This is a genomic window from Anabaena sp. EIM26 (assembly GCF_057568715.1).
Window position 1 is genome coordinate 677,798 of sequence record NZ_CM172472.1, and the last position, 18,652, is coordinate 696,449.

Here is an 18,652-nt window from a genome sequence, read left to right on the forward strand (position 1 = left end):
AAGTAGGTTGGGTTAAGCGACAGCGCAACCCAACAAAAACATTAATAATGTTGGGTTTCCTTACGTCAACCCAACCTACTTTAAAAGTGATTAAATAAACATAATATTATGAGCGACACATCAGGGATTCTCATCAAAAAGCCAGTTTCTATTTTAAATAGAAATTTAAAGAATAACTTTAACTTCGGGAGTTTTTTTACAGCATTAACCAAAGCTGGTGCAAATGCGGCTGTTGCCAATTTTGGTAATATACCAGAAAATCTTGTGGAAGTTGTCGCCGCAGTTGGTTTAGATTTAGATAAAGAACCTGCTGGAGAAGTTGCTTGGATATTGATTTCTCGGGCTTTAATTCAAGCAATGTGTACTTTAGCAGAAGAGAGAAAAGATTTATTAAAGGAAGCTGATAGTAAAGATATTGAAATAATAGTTAATCATCGTCTAGAACAGTGTTTAAAAAATCTAGAATCACAAGAGGTAACTATTGATATTAACTTTTTTGAACATCCTGAAAATTTAGTAATTGTTGAAAAAATTAAAATACCTTTTACTCAGTGGTTAGAAGGTTTTGGTGTCAAGCCAGCAGAAGCTAAAGTTATTAGCAATCAAATTCCTGGTCAGTTTGTTTATGCACTACACAAAGAATGGTTAAAAAATAGTGATAAATATCAATCTTTATTAAATAACCTCAATAGTCCTTTTGTTAAAGCCACTGAACGACAACAAGCATGGAAAATTTATAGAGCGTGGCTAGAAAACCAAGTTAATGAAAGGATGTTTGATGAAGCCTTTGGTTTAAAACAGGTTTATGTGCCGTTGCGGGCTTATTATAAACGCAAAATTGAAGTTAAAAAAACAGATACCTTTAGCAGAGAAGAAGCTAAATTTGAGCAGGTTGTTATTGATTTAGAAACAGAAGTAGAAACTTGGTTAAATAAAGCTGACTCTAAAGATGCTATGAGGGTGATTAGTGGTGGTCCCGGAAGTGGTAAATCTTCCTTTGCCAAAATATTGGCAGCTAACCAAGCAAAAAAGGGGAAAGTTAGAGTTTTATTTATTCCTTTGCATCGGTTTGAAGTTACGGATAATTTAACTAAGGCTATTGGTGACTTTGTTTTGAGTAATGGCTTTATTAAACAGAATCCTTTAGAAACAAATGATTTTGAATCACGATTATTAATTATCTTTGATGGTTTAGATGAATTGGCAATGCAGGGTAAACTTGGGGCAGAAGTCGCTAAAGAGTTTATTCAGAAGGTTGATAAAAATTTAGCTAATTTCAATCAACGGGAAACTCGATTACAAGTTTTGATTACAGGACGGGATTTAACTATTCAAGCGAATAGTAGTTTATTGGATAACTCATCACAAGAAATATTGTATGTTCTGCCTTATTTTTTAGAGAAATCTGAAAGAGATAATTATGAAGATGAACAAAAATTGTTAGAAACAGACCAAAGAGATTTATGGTGGAAGCATTATGGTGAAGCAAAAGGCATAGAATATACTGGTTTACCATCTGAATTAAATAAAGGTAAGCTAGGAGAAATTACTGCTCAACCTTTGTTAAATTATTTGGTAGCTTTAAGTTTTGCTCGTGGTGAAGTAGATTTTTCAGCAGATAGTAATTTGAATAGTATTTATGCAGATTTACTCAAAGCAGTTTATGAACGTAAATGGGCAGATAAAAAACATCCTATAAATCAAGAATTTAAAATTAAAGATGAGGAAGAATTTGCAGAAGTTTTAGAAGAAATTGCTTTGGCTTGTTGGCACGGAGATGGAAGAACTACAACTGTTAGTAAAATTGAAAAAATCTGTGGTGATAATAATCATTTAAAAAATCTTTTTGCTGAATATCAGCAAGCAGCAGAGGCAGGTATAACTCGTTTATTAACTGCTTTTTATTTTCGCCAAGGTGGGTTGAAGGAACTGGATAAAACCTTTGAATTTACTCATAAGAGTTTTGGGGAATATTTGACAGCTAGACGGATAGTGCGAGAATTAGATTTAATTCATAAACAGTTAGAAGAACGTGAAAAAAATCGCCGTAAAGAATGGGATGAAAAAGCGGCTTTAAAACAATGGGCTATTTTGTGTGGGATATCTCCTTTAAATGAGTATCTGTTTAGTTTTATTTTTGATGAAATGCGGTTGCAAGAACTAGCAAATGTTGAAAAATGGCAGCAGACTTTATGCAATTTGATTAGTTTTATGTTGCGTGAAGGAATGCCGATGAAAGAATTAGACTTAACTAATTTTTATGAAGAAAATCGGCAAGCGCGAAATGCAGAAGAAGCGTTATTAGTTGTGTTGAATGCTTGTGCTAGAGTGACAAAGAAAATTTCCGAGATTAAATGGCATTCCCCACAAAATTTTGGTGTGTGGATTTCTCGGCTACGGGGACAACGATTAGATTATGATAATCAAATTTTTTGCTTGGATTATTTGAGTTATCTAGATTTGCAGAAATGTATTCTGATTCATCAAGATTTTTTTCTGGCGAATCTTCAAAAAGCGAATCTTCAAGAGGCGGATCTTCAATGGGCGGATCTTCAAGGCGCGGATCTTCAGGGGGGTGATTTTAAACGGGCAAATCTTCAAGGGGCTTATTTTAAACGGGCGAATCTTCAAGAGGCGAATCTTCAAGAGGCTGATCTTCAAGATGCGAATCTTCAAGAGGCTGATCTTCAAGATGCGAATCTTCAAAAGGCAAATCTTCAAGAGGTGAATCTTCAAGAGGCAAATCTTCAAGATGCGAATCTTCAAGAGGCAAATCTTCAATGGGCGATTCTTCAACGGGCGATTCTTCAAGGGTCGAATCTTCAAGGGGCGGATCTTCAAGGGTCGAATCTTCAATGGGCGTATCTTCAATGGGCGGATTTTCAAGGGGCGGATCTTCAAGGGGCGGATCTTCAAGGGGCGGATCTTCAAGAGGCAGATGTTAGAGGAACTATTTTAGAAGGTCAAGATTTAACGAATCTGAACACAGACAAAGATTCCAGCACGATGTGACAACAGCCGATATCATCAAAAGCTGTGTGAGTCAAAATCCTCGCGGTATAATTAGAAATTGTGCAAATCAGCGAGGATACAGATGACTGCTGCTGTGAATATTTCTCCAATTTCTCCTACTCGTGACACTGGTGTAGCTTCTCATAATCTCTTTGTTTGCAAAACCTGCGCCAGTGTTTGGCAAGATGGTAAGCGTGTCGGTGAAACTGGTGGTCAAAAACTTTTACAAGAAATTCAGCAAGCCGCGCAAAATTGGGATTTACGGGATGATTTCCCTATTAAAGAAGTTGAATGTATGAGTGCTTGTAACCGTTCCTGTGTGGTCGCTTTTGCTGGTGAAGGTAAGTTAACTTATCTATTCGGTGATTTGCCGGTTGAAGGTTGTGCTGAGGCGGTGCTGGAATGTGCCAGCAAATACTACTCCAAGCCTGATGGTGTCCTACCTTGGTCAGAACGCCCCGAACCTTTAAAAAAAGGCATTTTAGCCAGGATTCCGACAATTAATTGACCTTTCTCCTGATTTCTCTCTGTGACTCTGCGCCTCTGCGTGAGCAAAAAATGTGCTTCATTTACCTAAAAAATAGATAAAAATCCCAAATTGCGATGTTGCGTGTTTTGATTCTGGGTGGAACTGGTGATGCTGCGGAATTAGTTGCAAGAGTTGCTAATATTAGTGGTGTGGATGCGATCGCATCTTTAGCCGGTCGTACCCGTGAACCTTCTACCCCTATTGGTAATTTCCGCGTTGGCGGTTTTGGTGGTGTGACAGGTTTGGTTGAGTATTTACAGCATCAACAAATAGATGTATTAATTGATGCCACTCATCCCTTTGCCAATCATATCTCCTGGAATGCAGCCGCAGCAGCAACAGAAACGGGTATTCCTAGATTATTGGTAAATCGTCCCCCTTGGGAAAAACAAGCATGTGATATTTGGATTGAAGCAGAAAATATTACCGCAGCAGCCGCAGCTTTAGAAAACCTAGCAAAACGGGTATTTTTGACCATTGGTAGACAAGAAATCTCTGCTTTTGCCCATTTGCAGGAAATGTGGTTTTTGATGCGAATGATTGATCCCCCTAACCCTGATGCTGTAGTACCTCCTGGTTTGGTTTTATTTGATAAAGGCCCCTTTTCTTTAGAGGATGAAAGGGAAATTTTAACTAATTATCATATAGATACTATTGTTAGTAAAAATAGCGGTGGAAATGCCACATATCCTAAAATTATTGCAGCGCGAGAAATGGGAATAAAAGTTGTGATGGTAAACCGTCCACCTTTACCACCTGGGGAACAAGTTCCAGATGTAGAAACTGCCGTGAAATGGTTGTTGGATAAGTTGGGTATTTAAATAATTGAATTTTACTAACAACATCAATATTATTTATTAAATAAAAATATGAAAAGCAGCGACAGAAATGAATTTAGCTTTTGGGAAGCGGGATGTTTAATTTGGGTGGGTGCAAAAGATTTATGTGGACTTCCTTACAATGAATTTTGTCATTCAATTTGGGGAAGTGATCCTGAAAAATTAAAAAAAATCATTGTGGAACATCAAGCATTTCTAGCAATGGATCTTTATCAAGATGATGGATATAGAGTACAAGTAGTGATGGGGGAATTAAATCCACAGGAACAAGAAGAATGGGTAGCAAGAGTAAGATGGAAATTAGACCTTTCCTGTGGTGCAATGGTGGTTTCAGGAATACTAGATGGAGACGAAGAAGAATTTAAAAATTTACCATCAGCAAATGACATAGAAAATGGTGAGGCTTTGCAATGTTATGTAGAAGTTACACCGGGAATATATCAAGTAGAAGTTTATAGTTATGCACCAGGAGATTTATCTACAGGTTGGGGACAAATTACCAATCCCAGATTATTTAAACCACAACTAGGTATTGAACCGGAATCAATCAAAGATTATTTTTTGAGAACTCGTCAACCAGAAGAAATGTCAGCTTGGATAAGCTATGAAATTACAGAAGATGATGAAAAGAAAAGAGAATATTATCAAGCTGCTGTAGAAGAAAATTATATTGATTTTATTATCAGGTTATCTCCTCGAATTGAGGATTTACCTGTACCAAATTTGGAAGCAGGTGGTTGTGTTTCGTGGGAGTTTCGGAAACCTGATAAATGTCCATTGGGTATTGTAGGAATAAAGGGGAAATGAAGAATTAATCATCTTTTATTCTTTAATCAGTTCCACCCCAAGTCCACACAGGATTACCTTTTTTTATCCCTTGTTTAACAACTATTAAAGGATAATTATTAGGATCAGAACCACCAGCTAAATCAAGCATAAAATAAACTTTACCTTTGACAAAATGCAGTCGTAAATAATTAGTATTTCCAGTATATTGTTCGCCATCAATCTTAGTAATTCCAGCAGACGCAAAACATTTTGCATATTTGGGTTTTAATGTTCCTACCCATGTAGTGCTAAAGCTATTTTTGGCGCTGATAGAAATATTATTTGCGTACTCACTCAAATTCACAGAACCATCAGTAGCAAAACCACCTTCTTGATAAGGACGGGGAATTTCAGTCACAATAACTTTCTCTGGACAGCTTTGTTTTTGATCGTTTTCACTATAAACCTTGAGTTCGATTTTATTTGCTCCCTTTTGTGCTTGGACATTAAAGGAGGGGAATAGGGAAAGTAAAATAATACTTATTCCTATGTTTAAAGATTGAGTGGGAATATTATGCATGGAGTTATTCAATGTGTTTGTGAATTTATTTGCTATTTTAAATTAAATCTTGATTTTTTCCTTATTTTCTAGAGGAAAAGCTGCATCGGAAAAATCAATAGTTTCTCCTGATATGGGTAAACATTCATCATTGAGATTTTCACAAAATATAATTTCTACAATATCCAAATTATTATTTGCGGAAATTATAGCTTGATAAATAAAACCATCTTCTGATTTTTTAAAAGCATCATATAAATCAATATTACCAGAACGAATATCTTTTAATCTGCTTTTTGACATGGGAGAATAAAGCCAAGTTTTATGATCTGGTGTTTCATCTATCCAAACAGCTAAAAAAATCTGCCCTGACGCATTTTGACAGCTAAATAAACAGGGAAAATCATAATATTCATAGATTTCAATAATTTCTAGGTTTACTAGCGGTGGGTATTGTGGTATTAATTTCATAGATAAACCTCATTTTTAGTCAGGAGAAGTAATATTAACAATTTCAAAATTTTTCCAAGGTTCTTGATTAGCTGGAAACCACCAAGTATGATGATCATTACCTGTTTTTCTGGAAGGTGTGTTTAATATTACTCCTAAATCAGATTTCCCATATCCTAATGCTACTTGTTTTTTGCGAAGTGCAGGAATTTTATTACGAGCATTACAAACTCCTGCTGCTGAGGTAAAAACAGAGAGTCCACAAGTTTGACATTCTGTGATGTTTTTAGGACAAAGTTGATCTATATTTTGTTCACGCCATGATCTAAAATCATCAGATGTAGGAGGGTTGTTATCTACCAGACGGTAAATAGTTCCTGAAATTGGTTGAGCAGTTTCATGTGGACAATTTTCAGGAAAATGGTTAGGCCATTCCATATTCTATTATATGAATTCATTTTCTAAATGATATCACCACAGCTAAGAAATGAATTCTATGGCTAATAGCGAAATTCAGCTTTAGCTGAATGAAGAGTGATATTTATGCAGTCTGTTTTAACAGACTTTCGCTATGAGACTGAGAATTAATTCTCATGTAGTTATGTGGGATAATGGAAGATGTATTTAACACCAAAAAATCCTCGAAAATTAACTCAAAATTGTAGTTAATCACTTCTTTATTAAATCGCAGAAATCTAAATAATATCTTCCATATTAATAATAGCAAATAGTCCTGATTTTTTATTTTTTCTAAAATTACACGCATACGCTCTTCTATCCCAAACCCTTGAGAAGATAAATTTATTCCTAATATATGAATATTTAAAATAGGTCTAATAACAATAAAAACTTGTTCATTTCCTTTTAATTCTGGAGTTTTACAAATTTCTATTTCCAAAGAAGGATTAATAAAAAATGGTAAAGAGTTAAATAAATCTTTGAAATATGACATTAATTGACTTTTGTTAGTGCTAGGGTAATAGGATTCGCTATAATATCTATCAGCTATTAACCCATTTAACCTATCTACAATTTTTAGTATCTATTGCTTTTTTAAATTCTCTAAAAAATAATAAAATATCACCTTCTAGTCCAGGAGGATTCAATCTAGATTCATGTGGTTCTCGAAATAAGAATATTCCCTCCTTAAATAAGGTAAATATAAAACTCATAAAACCCCAAACAACAGTATAATAATTTACTTAGTAAATAACACTGTATATTTAACAGCTGCAACTGTAAATTTACAGTAATGATAAATAAAACTATAACAAATTTTCTAATTAAAATGTTTTTTGATACTCTCTGTGCCTTTGCGTCTTTGCGCGAAAAAAAACTCTTATCCAAATCAAACCGCCAACTTCACAACCCCTAACGGTAAGGTAATAAAAGCCATATTTAGTAAAAATAAACAAAATAAATGACATCCATAGATTCCCACAAAAAAGCCAAAGCCCTCAAACCCGGAAGTGTTCGCCCCGCCAAAGAACTTTGTAGCGAATGCGGACTATGCGACACCTACTATATCCACTACGTCAAAGAAGCTTGCGCCTTCATCACCCAAAGAATAGACGAACTAGAAACCACCACCCATAAACGTCCCCGCAACCTAGAAGACGAAAACGAACTCTACTTTGGTGTTCACCAAAAAATGATGTCCGCACGGAAACAACAACCCATCGAAGGCGCACAATGGACAGGAATAGTTAGCAGCATAGCCATAGAAATGCTGAATCGTGGCTTAGTAGAAGGCGTGGTTTGTGTCCAAAACACCAAAGAAGACCGCTTTCAACCCATGCCCATCATCGCCCGTACCCCCGAAGAAGTACTAGCAGCTAAAGTAAATAAACCTACCCTATCCCCCAACCTATCCGTATTAGAACAGATAGAACAATCAGGAATGAAACGGTTATTAGTAATTGGTGTAGGTTGTCAAATCCAAGCCTTACGCGCCGTAGAGAAAAAACTCGGTTTAGAAAAACTCTACGTACTGGGAACACCATGCGTAGATAACGTTACCCGCGCCGGACTGCAAAAATTCCTCGAAACTACCAGCAGATCACCGGAAACAGTCGTCAGTTACGAATTTATGCAAGACTTCCGAGTCCACTTCAAACACGAAGACGGTTCCGAAGAAACAGTACCCTTCTTTGGCTTAAAAACCAACGTCCTCAAAGACATCTTTGCCCCATCCTGTATGAGTTGTTTTGATTATGTCAACTCCCTCGCGGATATCGTCGTTGGGTATATGGGCGCACCCTACCAATGGCAATGGATAGTAGTCAGAAATGATACAGGCAAAGAAATGCTGGAATTAGTGAAAGACCAAATCGACACCCAGCCAGTCATGTCTAAAGGAGATAGAAAACCTGCTGTACAGCAAAGCATACCAGCTTACGACCAAGCCGTTACCTTACCGATGTGGGCTGCAAAATTAATGGGCGTAGTAATAGATAAAATTGGCCCAAAAGGACTGGAATATGCACGTTTTTCTATAGATTCTCACTTTGCGAGAAATTATTTATATGTGAAGCGAAATCATGGGGAGAAGTTAGAAGCTCATGTACCGGAGTTTGCGAAGCGGATAGTGGGACAGTATAAGTTACCGGAATGATAGCTCACGCAGAGGCGCAGAGACGCGGAGAGTTTTTAGAGTTTGTTGACTATGCGTGTGATACCGTCTTTGATGAGTGAGACGTTAAAGTTGATTAGTAATCCGACTTTCTTATCAGCAAGGCGTAGATAGGTTAATAGCTGCTTTTTGTGTACAGGATGGAGATTTTCCACTGATTTAAGTTCGACAATCACCTTGTCTTCAACTATCAAATCAGCCCGGAAACCCTCCTCCAAAACAACGCCCTCATAGATGATGGGAATAATTACCTGTCTTCTCACCTCCAACTTTCGCCTCCTCAACTCAACATCCATCACCGTCTCATAGACAGACTCCAACAAACCAGGACCCAAAGTAGTGTGAACCTTGTAAGCCACATCAACAATAACTCCCGAAATCTCATTCTCAATCATACTCTCTGCGCCTCTGCGCCTCTGCGTGCAAGAATCTTAATTCATGCCTCTCCCACAGCCTCAATAGCTGCTTGGAGTGCGATCGCTACATGAGTCCAATGAGTCCCCCCCTGGCAATAAACAATATAAGGCTCACGCAACGGCCCATCTGCCGATAATTCCAAGGTACTCCCCTCAATAAATGTCCCCCCAGCCATCACTACCTGGCTCTCATACCCCGGCATATCATCAGGAACGGGGTCTAAGTAAGAACCAATGGGTGAAGACTGTTGGATGGCTTTACAGAAGGCAATCAGTTTTTTGGCAGAACCCAGTTTAATCGCTTGAATCACATCCCCCCGTGGCGCTAAGGGTGCAGGGTTAACGGGATAACCGAGTTTGTCAAATACATAACCTGTGAGGTACGTTCCCTTCATGGCCTCACCTACCATCTGCGGTGCTAAAAATAATCCTTGGAATAAGAGGCGATTTTGATCAAAGGTAGCACCCCCAGCACTACCAATACCAGGGGCTGTTAAGCGGCAAGCCGCAGCTTCTACTAAGTCAGCCCTACCTGCAATATACCCACCCGCACTGACGATAGTTCCACCAGGATTTTTTATCAATGATCCCGCCATTAAATCAGCACCTACGGCTGTCGGTTCTTGGGTTTCAATAAATTCGCCGTAGCAGTTGTCTACAAAACAAATGGTTTGGGGATTTTGCTGTTTGACTAGGTGGACAATCTTCGCAATATCCGCAATTGACAAACTCGGCCGCCAAGAATAACCACAGGAACGCTGGATTAACACTAACCGTGTACTATCAGTGATGCTAGTGCTTAAGGTTTGCCAATCCACTGTTCCTTCAGAATTTAGCTCCAATTGTCGATAATTTATGCCAAAATCAATTAGGGAACCTTGGCCTTGTCCTCTCAAGCCAATCACCTCTTCAAGCGTATCGTAGGGAGAACCAACTACTGCTAACATTTCATCTCCAGGACGGAGTACACCAAACAGCGCACAGGCGATCGCATGAGTTCCCGAAACAAACTGCACTCGCACCACCGCAGCCTCGGCACCCATCACTTCAGCGAATACTTTATCTAAAGTTTCTCGTCCGAAATCATCATGTCCATAACCACTTACACCTGCAAAATGGTGTGCGCCCACACGGTGATTACGGAAACTATCTAGTACTCGTTTAAGATTATGCTTGACCTGAGCGTCAATACCAGAAAAAATCTCTAATAGTGCCTGTTCTGCTTGCCGCAGCTTTTCTAAGCTGTTCATTGTTTCCTCATTCAAAAAAATATAGATATGCGGATTTATGGCGCGTAGCGCCTAGCTACTCGAACGGATCGCGCAGACGGGGCTAAACAATTTTCTATTCAGGATATTGCATGACAATTGCTACTTCTAAACCTCAAATTAACTGGGTTAACACCCTATTTTTCGTGGGACTCCACGTCGGCGCTTTATTCGCTTTGGTTCCTAGTAACTTTAGCTGGAACGCCGTTGGTGTCGCATTATTTCTCTACTGGGTGACTGGTGGTTTAGGCATTACCCTCGGATATCACCGTCTTGTTACCCACCGTAGTTTTCAAACACCCAAATGGTTAGAGTATGTCCTAGTTATTTTTGGGACATTCTCCTGTGAGGGCGGGCCAATTGAGTGGGTAGGTACACACCGTATCCATCACTTGCACTCGGATACAGAAAAAGATCCCCATGATTCAAATAAAGGTTTCTGGTGGAGCCACATGGGCTGGATGATTCATTTCGCTCCGGCTCATGATGAAGTTCCCCGTTTCACTAAAGACATCATAGATGACCCAGTTTATCAGTTTTTACAGAAAAATTTCATTTTCTTACAAATTGCTTTGGGTATAGCACTATTTTTCTTAGGTGGCTGGTCTTTTGTTGTTTGGGGAATTTTCTTTCGTATTGTTTGGGTTTACCACTGTACCTGGTTGGTTAACAGTGCTACACATCAATTTGGCTATCGCAGTCATGAATCTGGTGATAGATCCACTAACTGCTGGTGGGTAGCCCTACTAGTATTTGGGGAAGGCTGGCACAATAACCACCATGCCTTTCAATACTCAGCCCGTCATGGCTTAGAATGGTGGGAAATTGATATGACTTGGATGACAATTCAATTACTGCAATTACTTGGCCTAGCTACAAATGTGAAGCTGGCTGATCGCAAGCAGTAAATCATAGTCAATATTCATACAGTCAATAGTCATATAGTCAATTATTTTTTGACTTGCGATTATTGGCTTTTAACTTGTGAGTATTGATATTTTTCACAAAAACTTTTTTGCAAATTCGGAAAATTTAGCAATTTTTTTTTACAAGTGCGTTAGTGTAACTTAGCTTGCTATAATCCGAAGAATTAATGTTACAAAACTTTGCGACTAGTTACTTTTTAGTGGCTTTGTAGGGAATTTTTGTTCTTTTTCAGGTATTCATGACTACAACAATTAACAGCCAGATCAATAACGTTTCTACAGACCTTGGTAATTCCGACCTGAAGCTTAAAGATATTATCAAAAGTCTGCCAAAAGAATGTTTTCAGAAAAATAGTCGCAAGGCTTGGACACAAGTAGTACTTAGTCTCTTCATGGCTGGTTTAGGCTACTTTTTCCTGGCGATTTCTCCTTGGTTTCTGTTACCTCTAGCTTGGATTTTTACAGGAACTGCTTTAACAGGTTTTTTCGTTATCGGACATGACTGCGGTCATCGTTCTTTTTCCAACCGTCGTTGGGTAAATGATTTAGTCGGACATTTCTTCATGATGTTCTTAATTTACCCATTCCATAGTTGGCGCATTAAACATAATTATCACCATAAACATACAAACAAGCTGGATGAAGATAACGCTTGGCATCCCATTAGACCAGAAGTTTTTGAAAGTTGGGATAAAACCAGACAGTCAGCTTTTGTATTGTTCATGGAGAAACGCCTATGGTGGGTAGGTTCTATCGGACATTGGGCTGTTGTGCATTTTGACGCACGCAAATTTCAACCCAAAGAACAATCTAGCGTCAAGCTTTCTGTAGCTGTTGTTGTCATATTTGCAGCTATCGTTTTCCCCACACTCATTGCTACAACTGGTATTTGGGGATTTATCAAATTCTGGTTTATACCCTGGATGGTTTACCATTTCTGGATGAGTACATTCACAATTGTTCACCACACTATTGCTGATGTTCCTTTTACAACTGCTGACAAATGGAACGAGGCGTTAGCACAGTTATTCGGTACAATCCATTGTGATTATCCTCGTTGGGTAGAAATTCTTTGCCACGATATCAACGTTCACGTTCCCCATCATATTTCTACTGCCATTCCTTCTTATAATTTGCGGTTGGCTTACAGCAGCATTAAAGAAAATTGGAGCAGTTATTTACATGATGAATGTAAGTTCTCTTGGTCTTTAATGAAGCAAATTACAGACGAGTGTCAACTCTACACAACTGATGTGGGCTATAAGACTTTCTCAGAACATTACGCAGGTAAATAATTAATAATTCAGGATGAGTTAGGAATTTAACTTTCATCCTCTTGAATTTATTTATGGCAATTTTTCACGCAGAAATATTCTGAAGTAAATTGCCAGCTTTTACCTGATTTTAAGTTGGTGAAGTCTTAAAAATTTCCCCAATTTGGCATAGATTAAGGTAATATCAATTACCACCAAAATTAAGTTTCGCTTTACATCAAATCACCAAATCCAGTGCAACTAGATATAATCAATCTCAATCAGCCAAATAGCTCTGAATCATCTGAGGAAACAACCAAGTTACCCTTTACCCTTCAGGACTTGAAAGCAGCCATTCCTGCTGAATGTTTTCAGCCAAGTGTGATTAAATCACTTTATTATTTTTTCCGTGACATCTTGATTATCGGTCTGCTTTATGCAGTTGCTAATTATCTAGATTCTTGGTATTTCTGGCCAATTTTCTGGGTCATGCAAGGAACAATGTTTTGGGCTTTATTTGTAGTTGGTCATGACTGTGGACACCAATCTTTTTCTAAACATAAATGGCTAAATGATTTGGTTGGTCATCTCTCCCACACTCCCATTTTAGTTCCTTATCATGGCTGGAGAATTAGTCACAGAACTCACCACAAAAATACAGGCAGCTTGGAGAATGATGAAAGCTGGTATCCTGTATCTGAATCAGAATACGACGAGATGCCTTTATTACAAAGAATAGGACGTTTTTATCTATTCTTATTAGCTTATCCAGTGTATTTGTTTAAGCGTTCTCCTGGTAAAGAAGGCTCTCACTTTTCACCCAGTAGCCCTCTTTTCAAGCCTGCGGAAAAATGGGATATTATCACTAGCACAACACTCTGGATTGGCTTTGTAGCTTTGTTAGGTTTCCTCACCTACCAATGGGGTTGGATGTGGTTGTTAAAATACTACGCTGCTCCATATATTGTGTTTATCATTTGGCTGGATTTGGTGACATTTTTACATCACACTGAGCCGGGAATTCCCTGGTATCGTGGGGAAGAATGGACTTTCTTGAAAGGTGCGATTTCTAGTATTGATAGAGATTACGGTTTTGTAAATCATATCCATCACGATATCGGTACTCATGTTGCTCACCACATTTTCCTGAATATGCCTCATTACAATTTGTTGAAGGCAACTAAGGCGATTAAACCGATTATGGGTGAGTACTTTTTCGAGTCTAAAGAACCAGTTTGGAAGTCTTTATGGCGTTCTGCTATCAGTTGTCATTTTGTTCCAGATACGGGAAATAAGGTTTACTACACTTCTAAGAATAAAGTTAGCTAAAGGCTAATTTTTCCTTGTATATCAAGTTATTAGGGATACAGCATTGCAGTGTCCCTATTTTTATGTTTAATTGTTTTTTTCATCAAATGCGAGGACGTTCAGGCATTTTTAAATCATATAAAAATAAATGCAGAATTTCTAGTGGTGACATTGGGGAAGCGTGAATCATTAAATCATCATTACCTGGATGTAGATGAAATCGTTTTCCTTTATCATCATTATTATGTTCTGGTAAGTTGAGATCAAAACGTAAAAATTTTGTTGGGTTGTCTTCTAAAAATCTAATTTCAAGGTCGAATGCAATAATTTGGGCAGGTTTAATATTTTCGTTAACTAAAATTGCAAAATCAAACCAGCAACCATCAAATCTTTCAAAATGCGGAATATTTTTGAGTCGCTTAAAGTTTCGCTGTCCTCCAGTTATTTCAATAATTCCTTTACTTTTTGGTGTCTTTTTGAGTAGTTCATAAATTTTAGAATAGTATTCTTTGTTTAAACGCTGATCATCACAGGCTTTTGTTAAACACTTTAAAATCTCACTCCGCAGGATGTTAGCACTTTTTACAGTTAGAGGAGTCGTTTTTATTAAACGTTCTTGTACATCCTCACAAATTTGCTCCCAGTCATTTTTATTGTTCAATTAAATCCCCCCGTTCCAGAAGCACAAGCCATTCAGCATATTCAGGTTCAGGTGGTAAAGTTCGCATTTCAGCCATTTCAATTATTTGAAGGTCAGTTAAACCTGACCATTCTTGAAGTGTCGCTAGTCTTTCCTGAATTTCTTCAACACTGAGTAATTCTGTATCTTTTAAAAATGAATATACACTAGAACCGATCCAACTTACAATATTTGGAGCATAAGAAAACATCGTTTTTGCTGATTCTGGAGATAAAATCAGAACTACACCGCGTTTTCTCATTAAGGAACTTCGCATACAATCAAATTCATACCAATTATTTTTATCCCATTCTTCAAAGTTCCAAAGAATTAAATAATCTTCAGTTGTATTGATGATTTTATCTACAAAAACATTAGTTTCATCATTAGCAGATAAACAACCTACTTCACATTCTGCAAAAATGCTCATAGTTTCTTGTAAATCATCTACTAATTGTTGACTATCTAAATTTGAAGCAATTAGGACTGACCAAGTATTTCCTTTGGTCGGTTGTGAGCTAGTTCTCTGTAAAAATTCATCAATAGAGAGTGATTTAGGTAAATTAATCATAGAATTTTACATTAATCTAAATTTGTTGAATTAATAGTTTGATAGCTGGATGAACTGCATAACGTAGTTTTGGATATCTATATTCAAGAATTACTCGTCTTACAAGTAATCTCAAATCTTCTTCAGTTCTAGGAATGAATGTTCCTGTTTTAAGAATCTGCTTAATAATTTTCAGTTCGTTGTCTGATATACCAAGTAATTGATTTCTACCAGTTGAATCAACTGCTTTTAAAACTTGCTGTTCTTTTACTTTCTCTTCACCTGATATATATGTTTCCTGAATAGATGCTTGTGTTAAGCTAATAAAGTCTCGTAAAACTCCACCAGAAAATAGGATAAGAGGTTTAATTGCTGATTCTCCTATAAAATCTTCGGATGATCTAGTTTGAATTATTTTTTCAAAGAAATTATAAGCTTCTGGGTCGTTTTCCACATCAAAAAATGGCTGATAGCAGAAATAGTCTAAACTCTTATCAACTGTATCATGATAGTTACCATAAATTGCAGTTAATGAACCTACTAATACTAGACCAATACCCGCTGATGATATTGCTTTTGCATCTGAATACACAAGCTGCATAAATGTTTTAGCATCATCAAGTCTATCTAATCCATCAAATAAAATAACCAGATTTCCATACTTTTCAGAGGTAAGTTTAGCTAATTTTTTAATTGTTTCTACTAACTCTAAATTTATTCCATATCCCTCTACTTTTTTGGGAATAATACCTTTTACGCTGATCAACCGTTCGTAACCGTCAGGCTCGTCATAGTAGTCATCATCATAATCATAGTATGTATAACCATTTGCCCGCTTACGAATTAAATCAATGGATTGTATAATATGTTCATCTTCACTATCTTTCATTAATTCAGCAAGTTCTATACCTGCAATTGCAGTTAGAACACCAGTGGTTATTTTGGAAATATATGTATATAAACTAACATCTACGTATATTGCATGAGTATCTTCTATCTCATTAATTTGCTGACAAGCAACTAATAATTGAGTTGTTTTACCAGATCCAATTCCTCCTAAAAGAAGATGTGAAGATGAAGGACGTAAAGCTATTCGTCCTGATATCTCATCTACCAATAATTTTCCTGGTGCGTGGACATAATAACCACTTTCAATTGCTTCTGATGGATTTGCTGCACCCTCAAAAGCAGCCATTCTTTCTCTAAAAAGCTTTAGTCGATTAGACATATAAATTAAATTCTCTATTTACGAAGTTGTGGGTACTGTGAGAAATAGCTGAATATCTTTAATGACTATTTTAAATGAATAACAGTTGTACTTCTCACTGCTCACTACTAAAACCGTCCATTTCCCTGGACAATGTGCTTCACTGTTGTCAAAGTCTCCAAACTAATAAATCCCCTACGATGTCCTTTTTGATTCGACATTCCCAAAAATACTGCGTCTCCCCGTGAGGAGTTGCGGGCAAAACGCGGGGATGCGTTGATATAGGTAGAGGCGCTATTTACTCCTAAAGCAAATTGGCGGCTTTCTTGGTAGGATTCTGTGACTATGCAATCGGCATGACCGCTACTATATTGATTAATCCAAGCGATCGCACTTTCTAAGCTATCCACCAATTTAAAAGCTACTGTTTTCGTTAAATACGGTGTTCCCCATTCTCCATCTTTGGCTAACTGTAACTGGGGAAAAGCCTCCACTAATTCTGCATCTGCTTTCAGTTCAAAGCCTTTGTCTTTTAAGCTATTCCACAATACAGACAATGAAGATGGTAAAGCTTGACGATGAATCAGCACTTTTTCAATGGCGTTGACTGGATCTGGTTCACTCTCATGACTATCAAGAATCATCCAGCGCACCATTTCCAAGCTACTATTGAGCGACCAGTACAGGTGACAATTACCCATCGCTGATTTTAAAACTGGACAAGTTGCTTGTCTTACCACCTGTTGGATTAAGCTAGAACGTCCGTAGGGAATGACTAAGCTTAGATATTGATCTTGAGTAACTAAATCTCGAATAGAAGCACCATGTTCGGCGGTAACTAGTTCTACACAACCTGCTGGTAAACCGACTTCAGTAATAGCATTTTGCAGTACTTCTACGATTGCAGCATTGGAATGACTGGCTTCTGTACTACCTTTAAGAATAATACTATTACCAGTTTTAATACAAAACCCAGCTGCGATCGCACCCAAATCGGGAAAAGCCTCATAAATAAATCCAATCACACCCAAAGGCATCAACTGGGTATAACTCTGAGAATCTTCTTGTTGATAATCGGCAGTTCTCACTCGTCGTAGCGGATCAGATAATTCCCCCAAGCGTTGGAGAATCGCCACTGTATTCTCTAACCTTGAGGGAGTTAGCTTCAGCCAATCCAATATTAATTCTGAGACTGCCATTTCTCGACTTGCTTCTAAATCCAATGTATTGGCTTCGAGAATATCGTCGAATGAATATTCTAGCGCCTGTGCCATTGCCAGCACAGCACGGCTTCGGTCTGCCCCTTTGGTAATCCCTAACTTCAGGGAAGCTTGATAAGCGCGTTTGGCGCTGTTCATGGGTTCGGGGCAATCATCAAAAGCTTCAACGGTCATTGAGTTAACGTCTGTAGGTAAGCCAGACCATAATTGCTGGCAAAATAGCCAATAGCACAGCGACTATCGCCCAAGCAATAATGCTAGAGCCATTTGCCAATCGTAGTGCTAATGGTAGCCATATAATCACTAGCACAAAAATAATGCCTAAAGCTATCGGTAAATAACTTTCTCCCAACCTGGGTTGGATCACATTCCAGCTATTCCCTGTCCAGCGCCAAGCCCTTTTATAAGGATAGGTGGTGGAAAGTTGCTCCAATATATAGCCATTATCTTCGACAACGAATATTTGCTGACAGCGATCGCAACCAAAGGCTTCTGTCAGCGTAATCGGTATTAACTGACCCCGGCGACGGCAAGGACAGCTATACTCAGTATTGAAATCTATTTTTTCAGGTTTTTGAGATGGCACAAGCGATATAAATAACTTGAGCGAGTTTTTCTTAACAGTTTTTGGTAGTGATTCCCAGAATTGCTTCTTGGATTACTTATTTCTACAAATCAGCCTCATTAGCGGAGTTTTCCACAGCAGCTGCTGCCAGGAGGAAAACCTCACACTAGTTAAATGCAGCTTTCATCAGTTAATTTTAGTCGTGGTGAATATCGCCACAGTCAGGACTACTTCTAGTATATTTCTGGCTGCATTGATGTCGCTATTTTTAACTTGACAAAATACCCAGCTTGAAGAATTTTAGCTACATTAAACATCCCCAGTAATTAAATGTACGTGCCTTAAAACCCTTGTAGAGAGGTTCCGGTGGAACGTCTCTACTACATTCTTTTTCGGAGATGTCTATTGATATCCTCGTAAAACTTAAATATGCTGGCGCTACGGGATAAAAAACCAAATTTACCTTGCCTA

General features: G+C 37.9%; 19 protein-coding genes. 8 read left to right on the plus strand and 11 right to left on the minus strand.

What is annotated here, in order from left to right; translation table 11 throughout:
- Positions 1-108 precede the first annotated feature (108 nt).
- From AC012T_RS02805 to AC012T_RS02820, 4 genes are all read left to right on the plus strand, one after another.
- Positions 109-3,012 (plus strand): pentapeptide repeat-containing protein, encoded by a 2,904-nt coding sequence (locus AC012T_RS02805; RefSeq protein ID WP_487062889.1) that lies wholly within the window; start codon positions 109-111, stop codon positions 3,010-3,012.
- 82 nt (positions 3,013-3,094) lie between these two features.
- Positions 3,095-3,520 carry a DUF1636 domain-containing protein gene (locus AC012T_RS02810; RefSeq protein WP_487062891.1) on the plus strand — a complete coding sequence of 142 codons (426 nt, stop codon included), beginning with the start codon at positions 3,095-3,097 and terminating at the stop codon, positions 3,518-3,520.
- A 95-nt stretch (positions 3,521-3,615) separates the two neighbouring features.
- Positions 3,616-4,362 (plus strand): cobalt-precorrin-6A reductase, encoded by a 747-nt coding sequence (locus tag AC012T_RS02815; protein WP_487062893.1) that lies wholly within the window; start codon positions 3,616-3,618, stop codon positions 4,360-4,362.
- A gap of 48 nt (positions 4,363-4,410) precedes the next feature.
- Positions 4,411-5,187: a hypothetical protein gene (locus AC012T_RS02820; RefSeq protein WP_487062895.1), complete on the plus strand. Its 777-nt coding sequence runs from the start codon at positions 4,411-4,413 to the stop codon at positions 5,185-5,187.
- Between the two features lie 22 nt (positions 5,188-5,209).
- Here the strand turns inward: AC012T_RS02820 and AC012T_RS02825 are convergent, their stop codons facing one another.
- The 4 genes from AC012T_RS02825 to AC012T_RS02840 all read right to left on the minus strand — a co-directional run bounded on the left by AC012T_RS02825 (position 5,210) and on the right by AC012T_RS02840 (position 7,109).
- A complete protein-coding gene (locus AC012T_RS02825) occupies positions 5,210-5,728 on the minus strand; it encodes a hypothetical protein (RefSeq protein WP_487062897.1) in 519 nt (172 codons plus the stop codon).
- Positions 5,729-5,770: 42 nt separating this feature from the next.
- Positions 5,771-6,178, minus strand: a complete 408-nt coding sequence (locus tag AC012T_RS02830) for a DUF6575 domain-containing protein (protein WP_487062899.1) — start codon at positions 6,176-6,178, stop codon at positions 5,771-5,773.
- Between the two features lie 15 nt (positions 6,179-6,193).
- Positions 6,194-6,595, minus strand: coding sequence for a hypothetical protein (locus AC012T_RS02835; protein WP_487062901.1), 402 nt, complete (start codon positions 6,593-6,595; stop codon positions 6,194-6,196).
- A 103-nt stretch (positions 6,596-6,698) separates the two neighbouring features.
- The gene (locus AC012T_RS02840) at positions 6,699-7,109 is read right to left on the minus strand and encodes a hypothetical protein (protein WP_487062903.1); all 411 of its coding nucleotides are present in this window, start codon (positions 7,107-7,109) and stop codon (positions 6,699-6,701) included.
- 468 nt (positions 7,110-7,577) lie between these two features.
- Here AC012T_RS02840 and AC012T_RS02845 point away from each other — a divergent pair, with 468 nt between their 5' ends.
- Positions 7,578-8,771: a Coenzyme F420 hydrogenase/dehydrogenase, beta subunit C-terminal domain gene (locus tag AC012T_RS02845; RefSeq protein ID WP_487062905.1), complete on the plus strand. Its 1,194-nt coding sequence runs from the start codon at positions 7,578-7,580 to the stop codon at positions 8,769-8,771.
- Between the two features lie 35 nt (positions 8,772-8,806).
- On the opposite strand, the gene AC012T_RS02850 is transcribed toward AC012T_RS02845, so the two are convergent.
- Together AC012T_RS02850 and AC012T_RS02855 are read right to left on the minus strand one after the other, a co-directional pair.
- The gene (locus tag AC012T_RS02850; protein ID WP_487062907.1) at positions 8,807-9,184 is read right to left on the minus strand and encodes a GxxExxY protein; all 378 of its coding nucleotides are present in this window, start codon (positions 9,182-9,184) and stop codon (positions 8,807-8,809) included.
- Between the two features lie 41 nt (positions 9,185-9,225).
- Entirely contained in the window at positions 9,226-10,455 is a 1,230-nt protein-coding gene (locus AC012T_RS02855) for a methionine gamma-lyase family protein (RefSeq protein WP_487062909.1), read from the minus strand.
- A gap of 110 nt (positions 10,456-10,565) precedes the next feature.
- On the opposite strand from AC012T_RS02855, the gene AC012T_RS02860 reads away from it, so the two are divergent.
- The 3 genes from AC012T_RS02860 to AC012T_RS02870 all read left to right on the plus strand — a co-directional run bounded on the left by AC012T_RS02860 (position 10,566) and on the right by AC012T_RS02870 (position 13,981).
- Entirely contained in the window at positions 10,566-11,381 is an 816-nt protein-coding gene (locus AC012T_RS02860; RefSeq protein WP_487062911.1) for an acyl-CoA desaturase, read from the plus strand.
- Between the two features lie 257 nt (positions 11,382-11,638).
- Entirely contained in the window at positions 11,639-12,694 is a 1,056-nt protein-coding gene (locus tag AC012T_RS02865) for a fatty acid desaturase (protein ID WP_487062913.1), read from the plus strand.
- A 213-nt stretch (positions 12,695-12,907) separates the two neighbouring features.
- Positions 12,908-13,981: a fatty acid desaturase gene (locus tag AC012T_RS02870; RefSeq protein WP_487062915.1), complete on the plus strand. Its 1,074-nt coding sequence runs from the start codon at positions 12,908-12,910 to the stop codon at positions 13,979-13,981.
- Positions 13,982-14,063: 82 nt separating this feature from the next.
- On the opposite strand, the gene AC012T_RS02875 is transcribed toward AC012T_RS02870, so the two are convergent.
- From AC012T_RS02875 to AC012T_RS02895, 5 genes are all read right to left on the minus strand, one after another.
- Positions 14,064-14,621: a hypothetical protein gene (locus tag AC012T_RS02875; protein WP_487062917.1), complete on the minus strand. Its 558-nt coding sequence runs from the start codon at positions 14,619-14,621 to the stop codon at positions 14,064-14,066.
- A complete protein-coding gene (locus tag AC012T_RS02880) occupies positions 14,611-15,210 on the minus strand; it encodes a hypothetical protein (RefSeq protein ID WP_487062919.1) in 600 nt (199 codons plus the stop codon). The genes AC012T_RS02875 and AC012T_RS02880 overlap by 11 nt, the downstream gene beginning before the upstream one ends.
- 16 nt (positions 15,211-15,226) lie before the next feature.
- On the minus strand, positions 15,227-16,417 hold the full coding sequence (locus AC012T_RS02885; RefSeq protein WP_487062921.1) for a hypothetical protein: 1,191 nt from the start codon (positions 16,415-16,417) through the stop codon (positions 15,227-15,229).
- A 107-nt stretch (positions 16,418-16,524) separates the two neighbouring features.
- Entirely contained in the window at positions 16,525-17,790 is a 1,266-nt protein-coding gene (locus tag AC012T_RS02890; protein WP_487062923.1) for a glutamate-5-semialdehyde dehydrogenase, read from the minus strand.
- A gap of 4 nt (positions 17,791-17,794) precedes the next feature.
- Complete coding sequence (locus tag AC012T_RS02895) at positions 17,795-18,202, minus strand: hypothetical protein (protein ID WP_487062925.1); 408 nt, start codon at positions 18,200-18,202, stop codon at positions 17,795-17,797.
- Positions 18,203-18,652 lie beyond the last annotated feature (450 nt).

Excerpts from the sequence above, each read along its gene's own strand:
- AC012T_RS02815 (WP_487062893.1), top strand. The coding sequence starts at position 3,616 with ATGTTGCGTGTTTTGATTCTGGGTGGAACTGGTGATGCTGCGGAATTA.
- AC012T_RS02890 (WP_487062923.1), bottom strand. The coding sequence starts at position 17,790 with ATGACCGTTGAAGCTTTTGATGATTGCCCCGAACCCATGAACAGCGCC.
- AC012T_RS02830 (WP_487062899.1), bottom strand. The coding sequence starts at position 6,178 with ATGAAATTAATACCACAATACCCACCGCTAGTAAACCTAGAAATTATT.
- AC012T_RS02805 (WP_487062889.1), top strand. The coding sequence starts at position 109 with ATGAGCGACACATCAGGGATTCTCATCAAAAAGCCAGTTTCTATTTTA.
- AC012T_RS02880 (WP_487062919.1), bottom strand. The coding sequence starts at position 15,210 with ATGATTAATTTACCTAAATCACTCTCTATTGATGAATTTTTACAGAGA.
- AC012T_RS02810 (WP_487062891.1), top strand. The coding sequence starts at position 3,095 with ATGACTGCTGCTGTGAATATTTCTCCAATTTCTCCTACTCGTGACACT.
- AC012T_RS02865 (WP_487062913.1), top strand. The coding sequence starts at position 11,639 with ATGACTACAACAATTAACAGCCAGATCAATAACGTTTCTACAGACCTT.
- AC012T_RS02845 (WP_487062905.1), top strand. The coding sequence starts at position 7,578 with ATGACATCCATAGATTCCCACAAAAAAGCCAAAGCCCTCAAACCCGGA.
- AC012T_RS02850 (WP_487062907.1), bottom strand. The coding sequence starts at position 9,184 with ATGATTGAGAATGAGATTTCGGGAGTTATTGTTGATGTGGCTTACAAG.
- AC012T_RS02885 (WP_487062921.1), bottom strand. The coding sequence starts at position 16,417 with ATGTCTAATCGACTAAAGCTTTTTAGAGAAAGAATGGCTGCTTTTGAG.
- AC012T_RS02820 (WP_487062895.1), top strand. The coding sequence starts at position 4,411 with ATGAAAAGCAGCGACAGAAATGAATTTAGCTTTTGGGAAGCGGGATGT.
- AC012T_RS02835 (WP_487062901.1), bottom strand. The coding sequence starts at position 6,595 with ATGGAATGGCCTAACCATTTTCCTGAAAATTGTCCACATGAAACTGCT.
- AC012T_RS02860 (WP_487062911.1), top strand. The coding sequence starts at position 10,566 with ATGACAATTGCTACTTCTAAACCTCAAATTAACTGGGTTAACACCCTA.
- AC012T_RS02840 (WP_487062903.1), bottom strand. The coding sequence starts at position 7,109 with ATGTCATATTTCAAAGATTTATTTAACTCTTTACCATTTTTTATTAAT.
- AC012T_RS02855 (WP_487062909.1), bottom strand. The coding sequence starts at position 10,455 with ATGAACAGCTTAGAAAAGCTGCGGCAAGCAGAACAGGCACTATTAGAG.
- AC012T_RS02825 (WP_487062897.1), bottom strand. The coding sequence starts at position 5,728 with ATGCATAATATTCCCACTCAATCTTTAAACATAGGAATAAGTATTATT.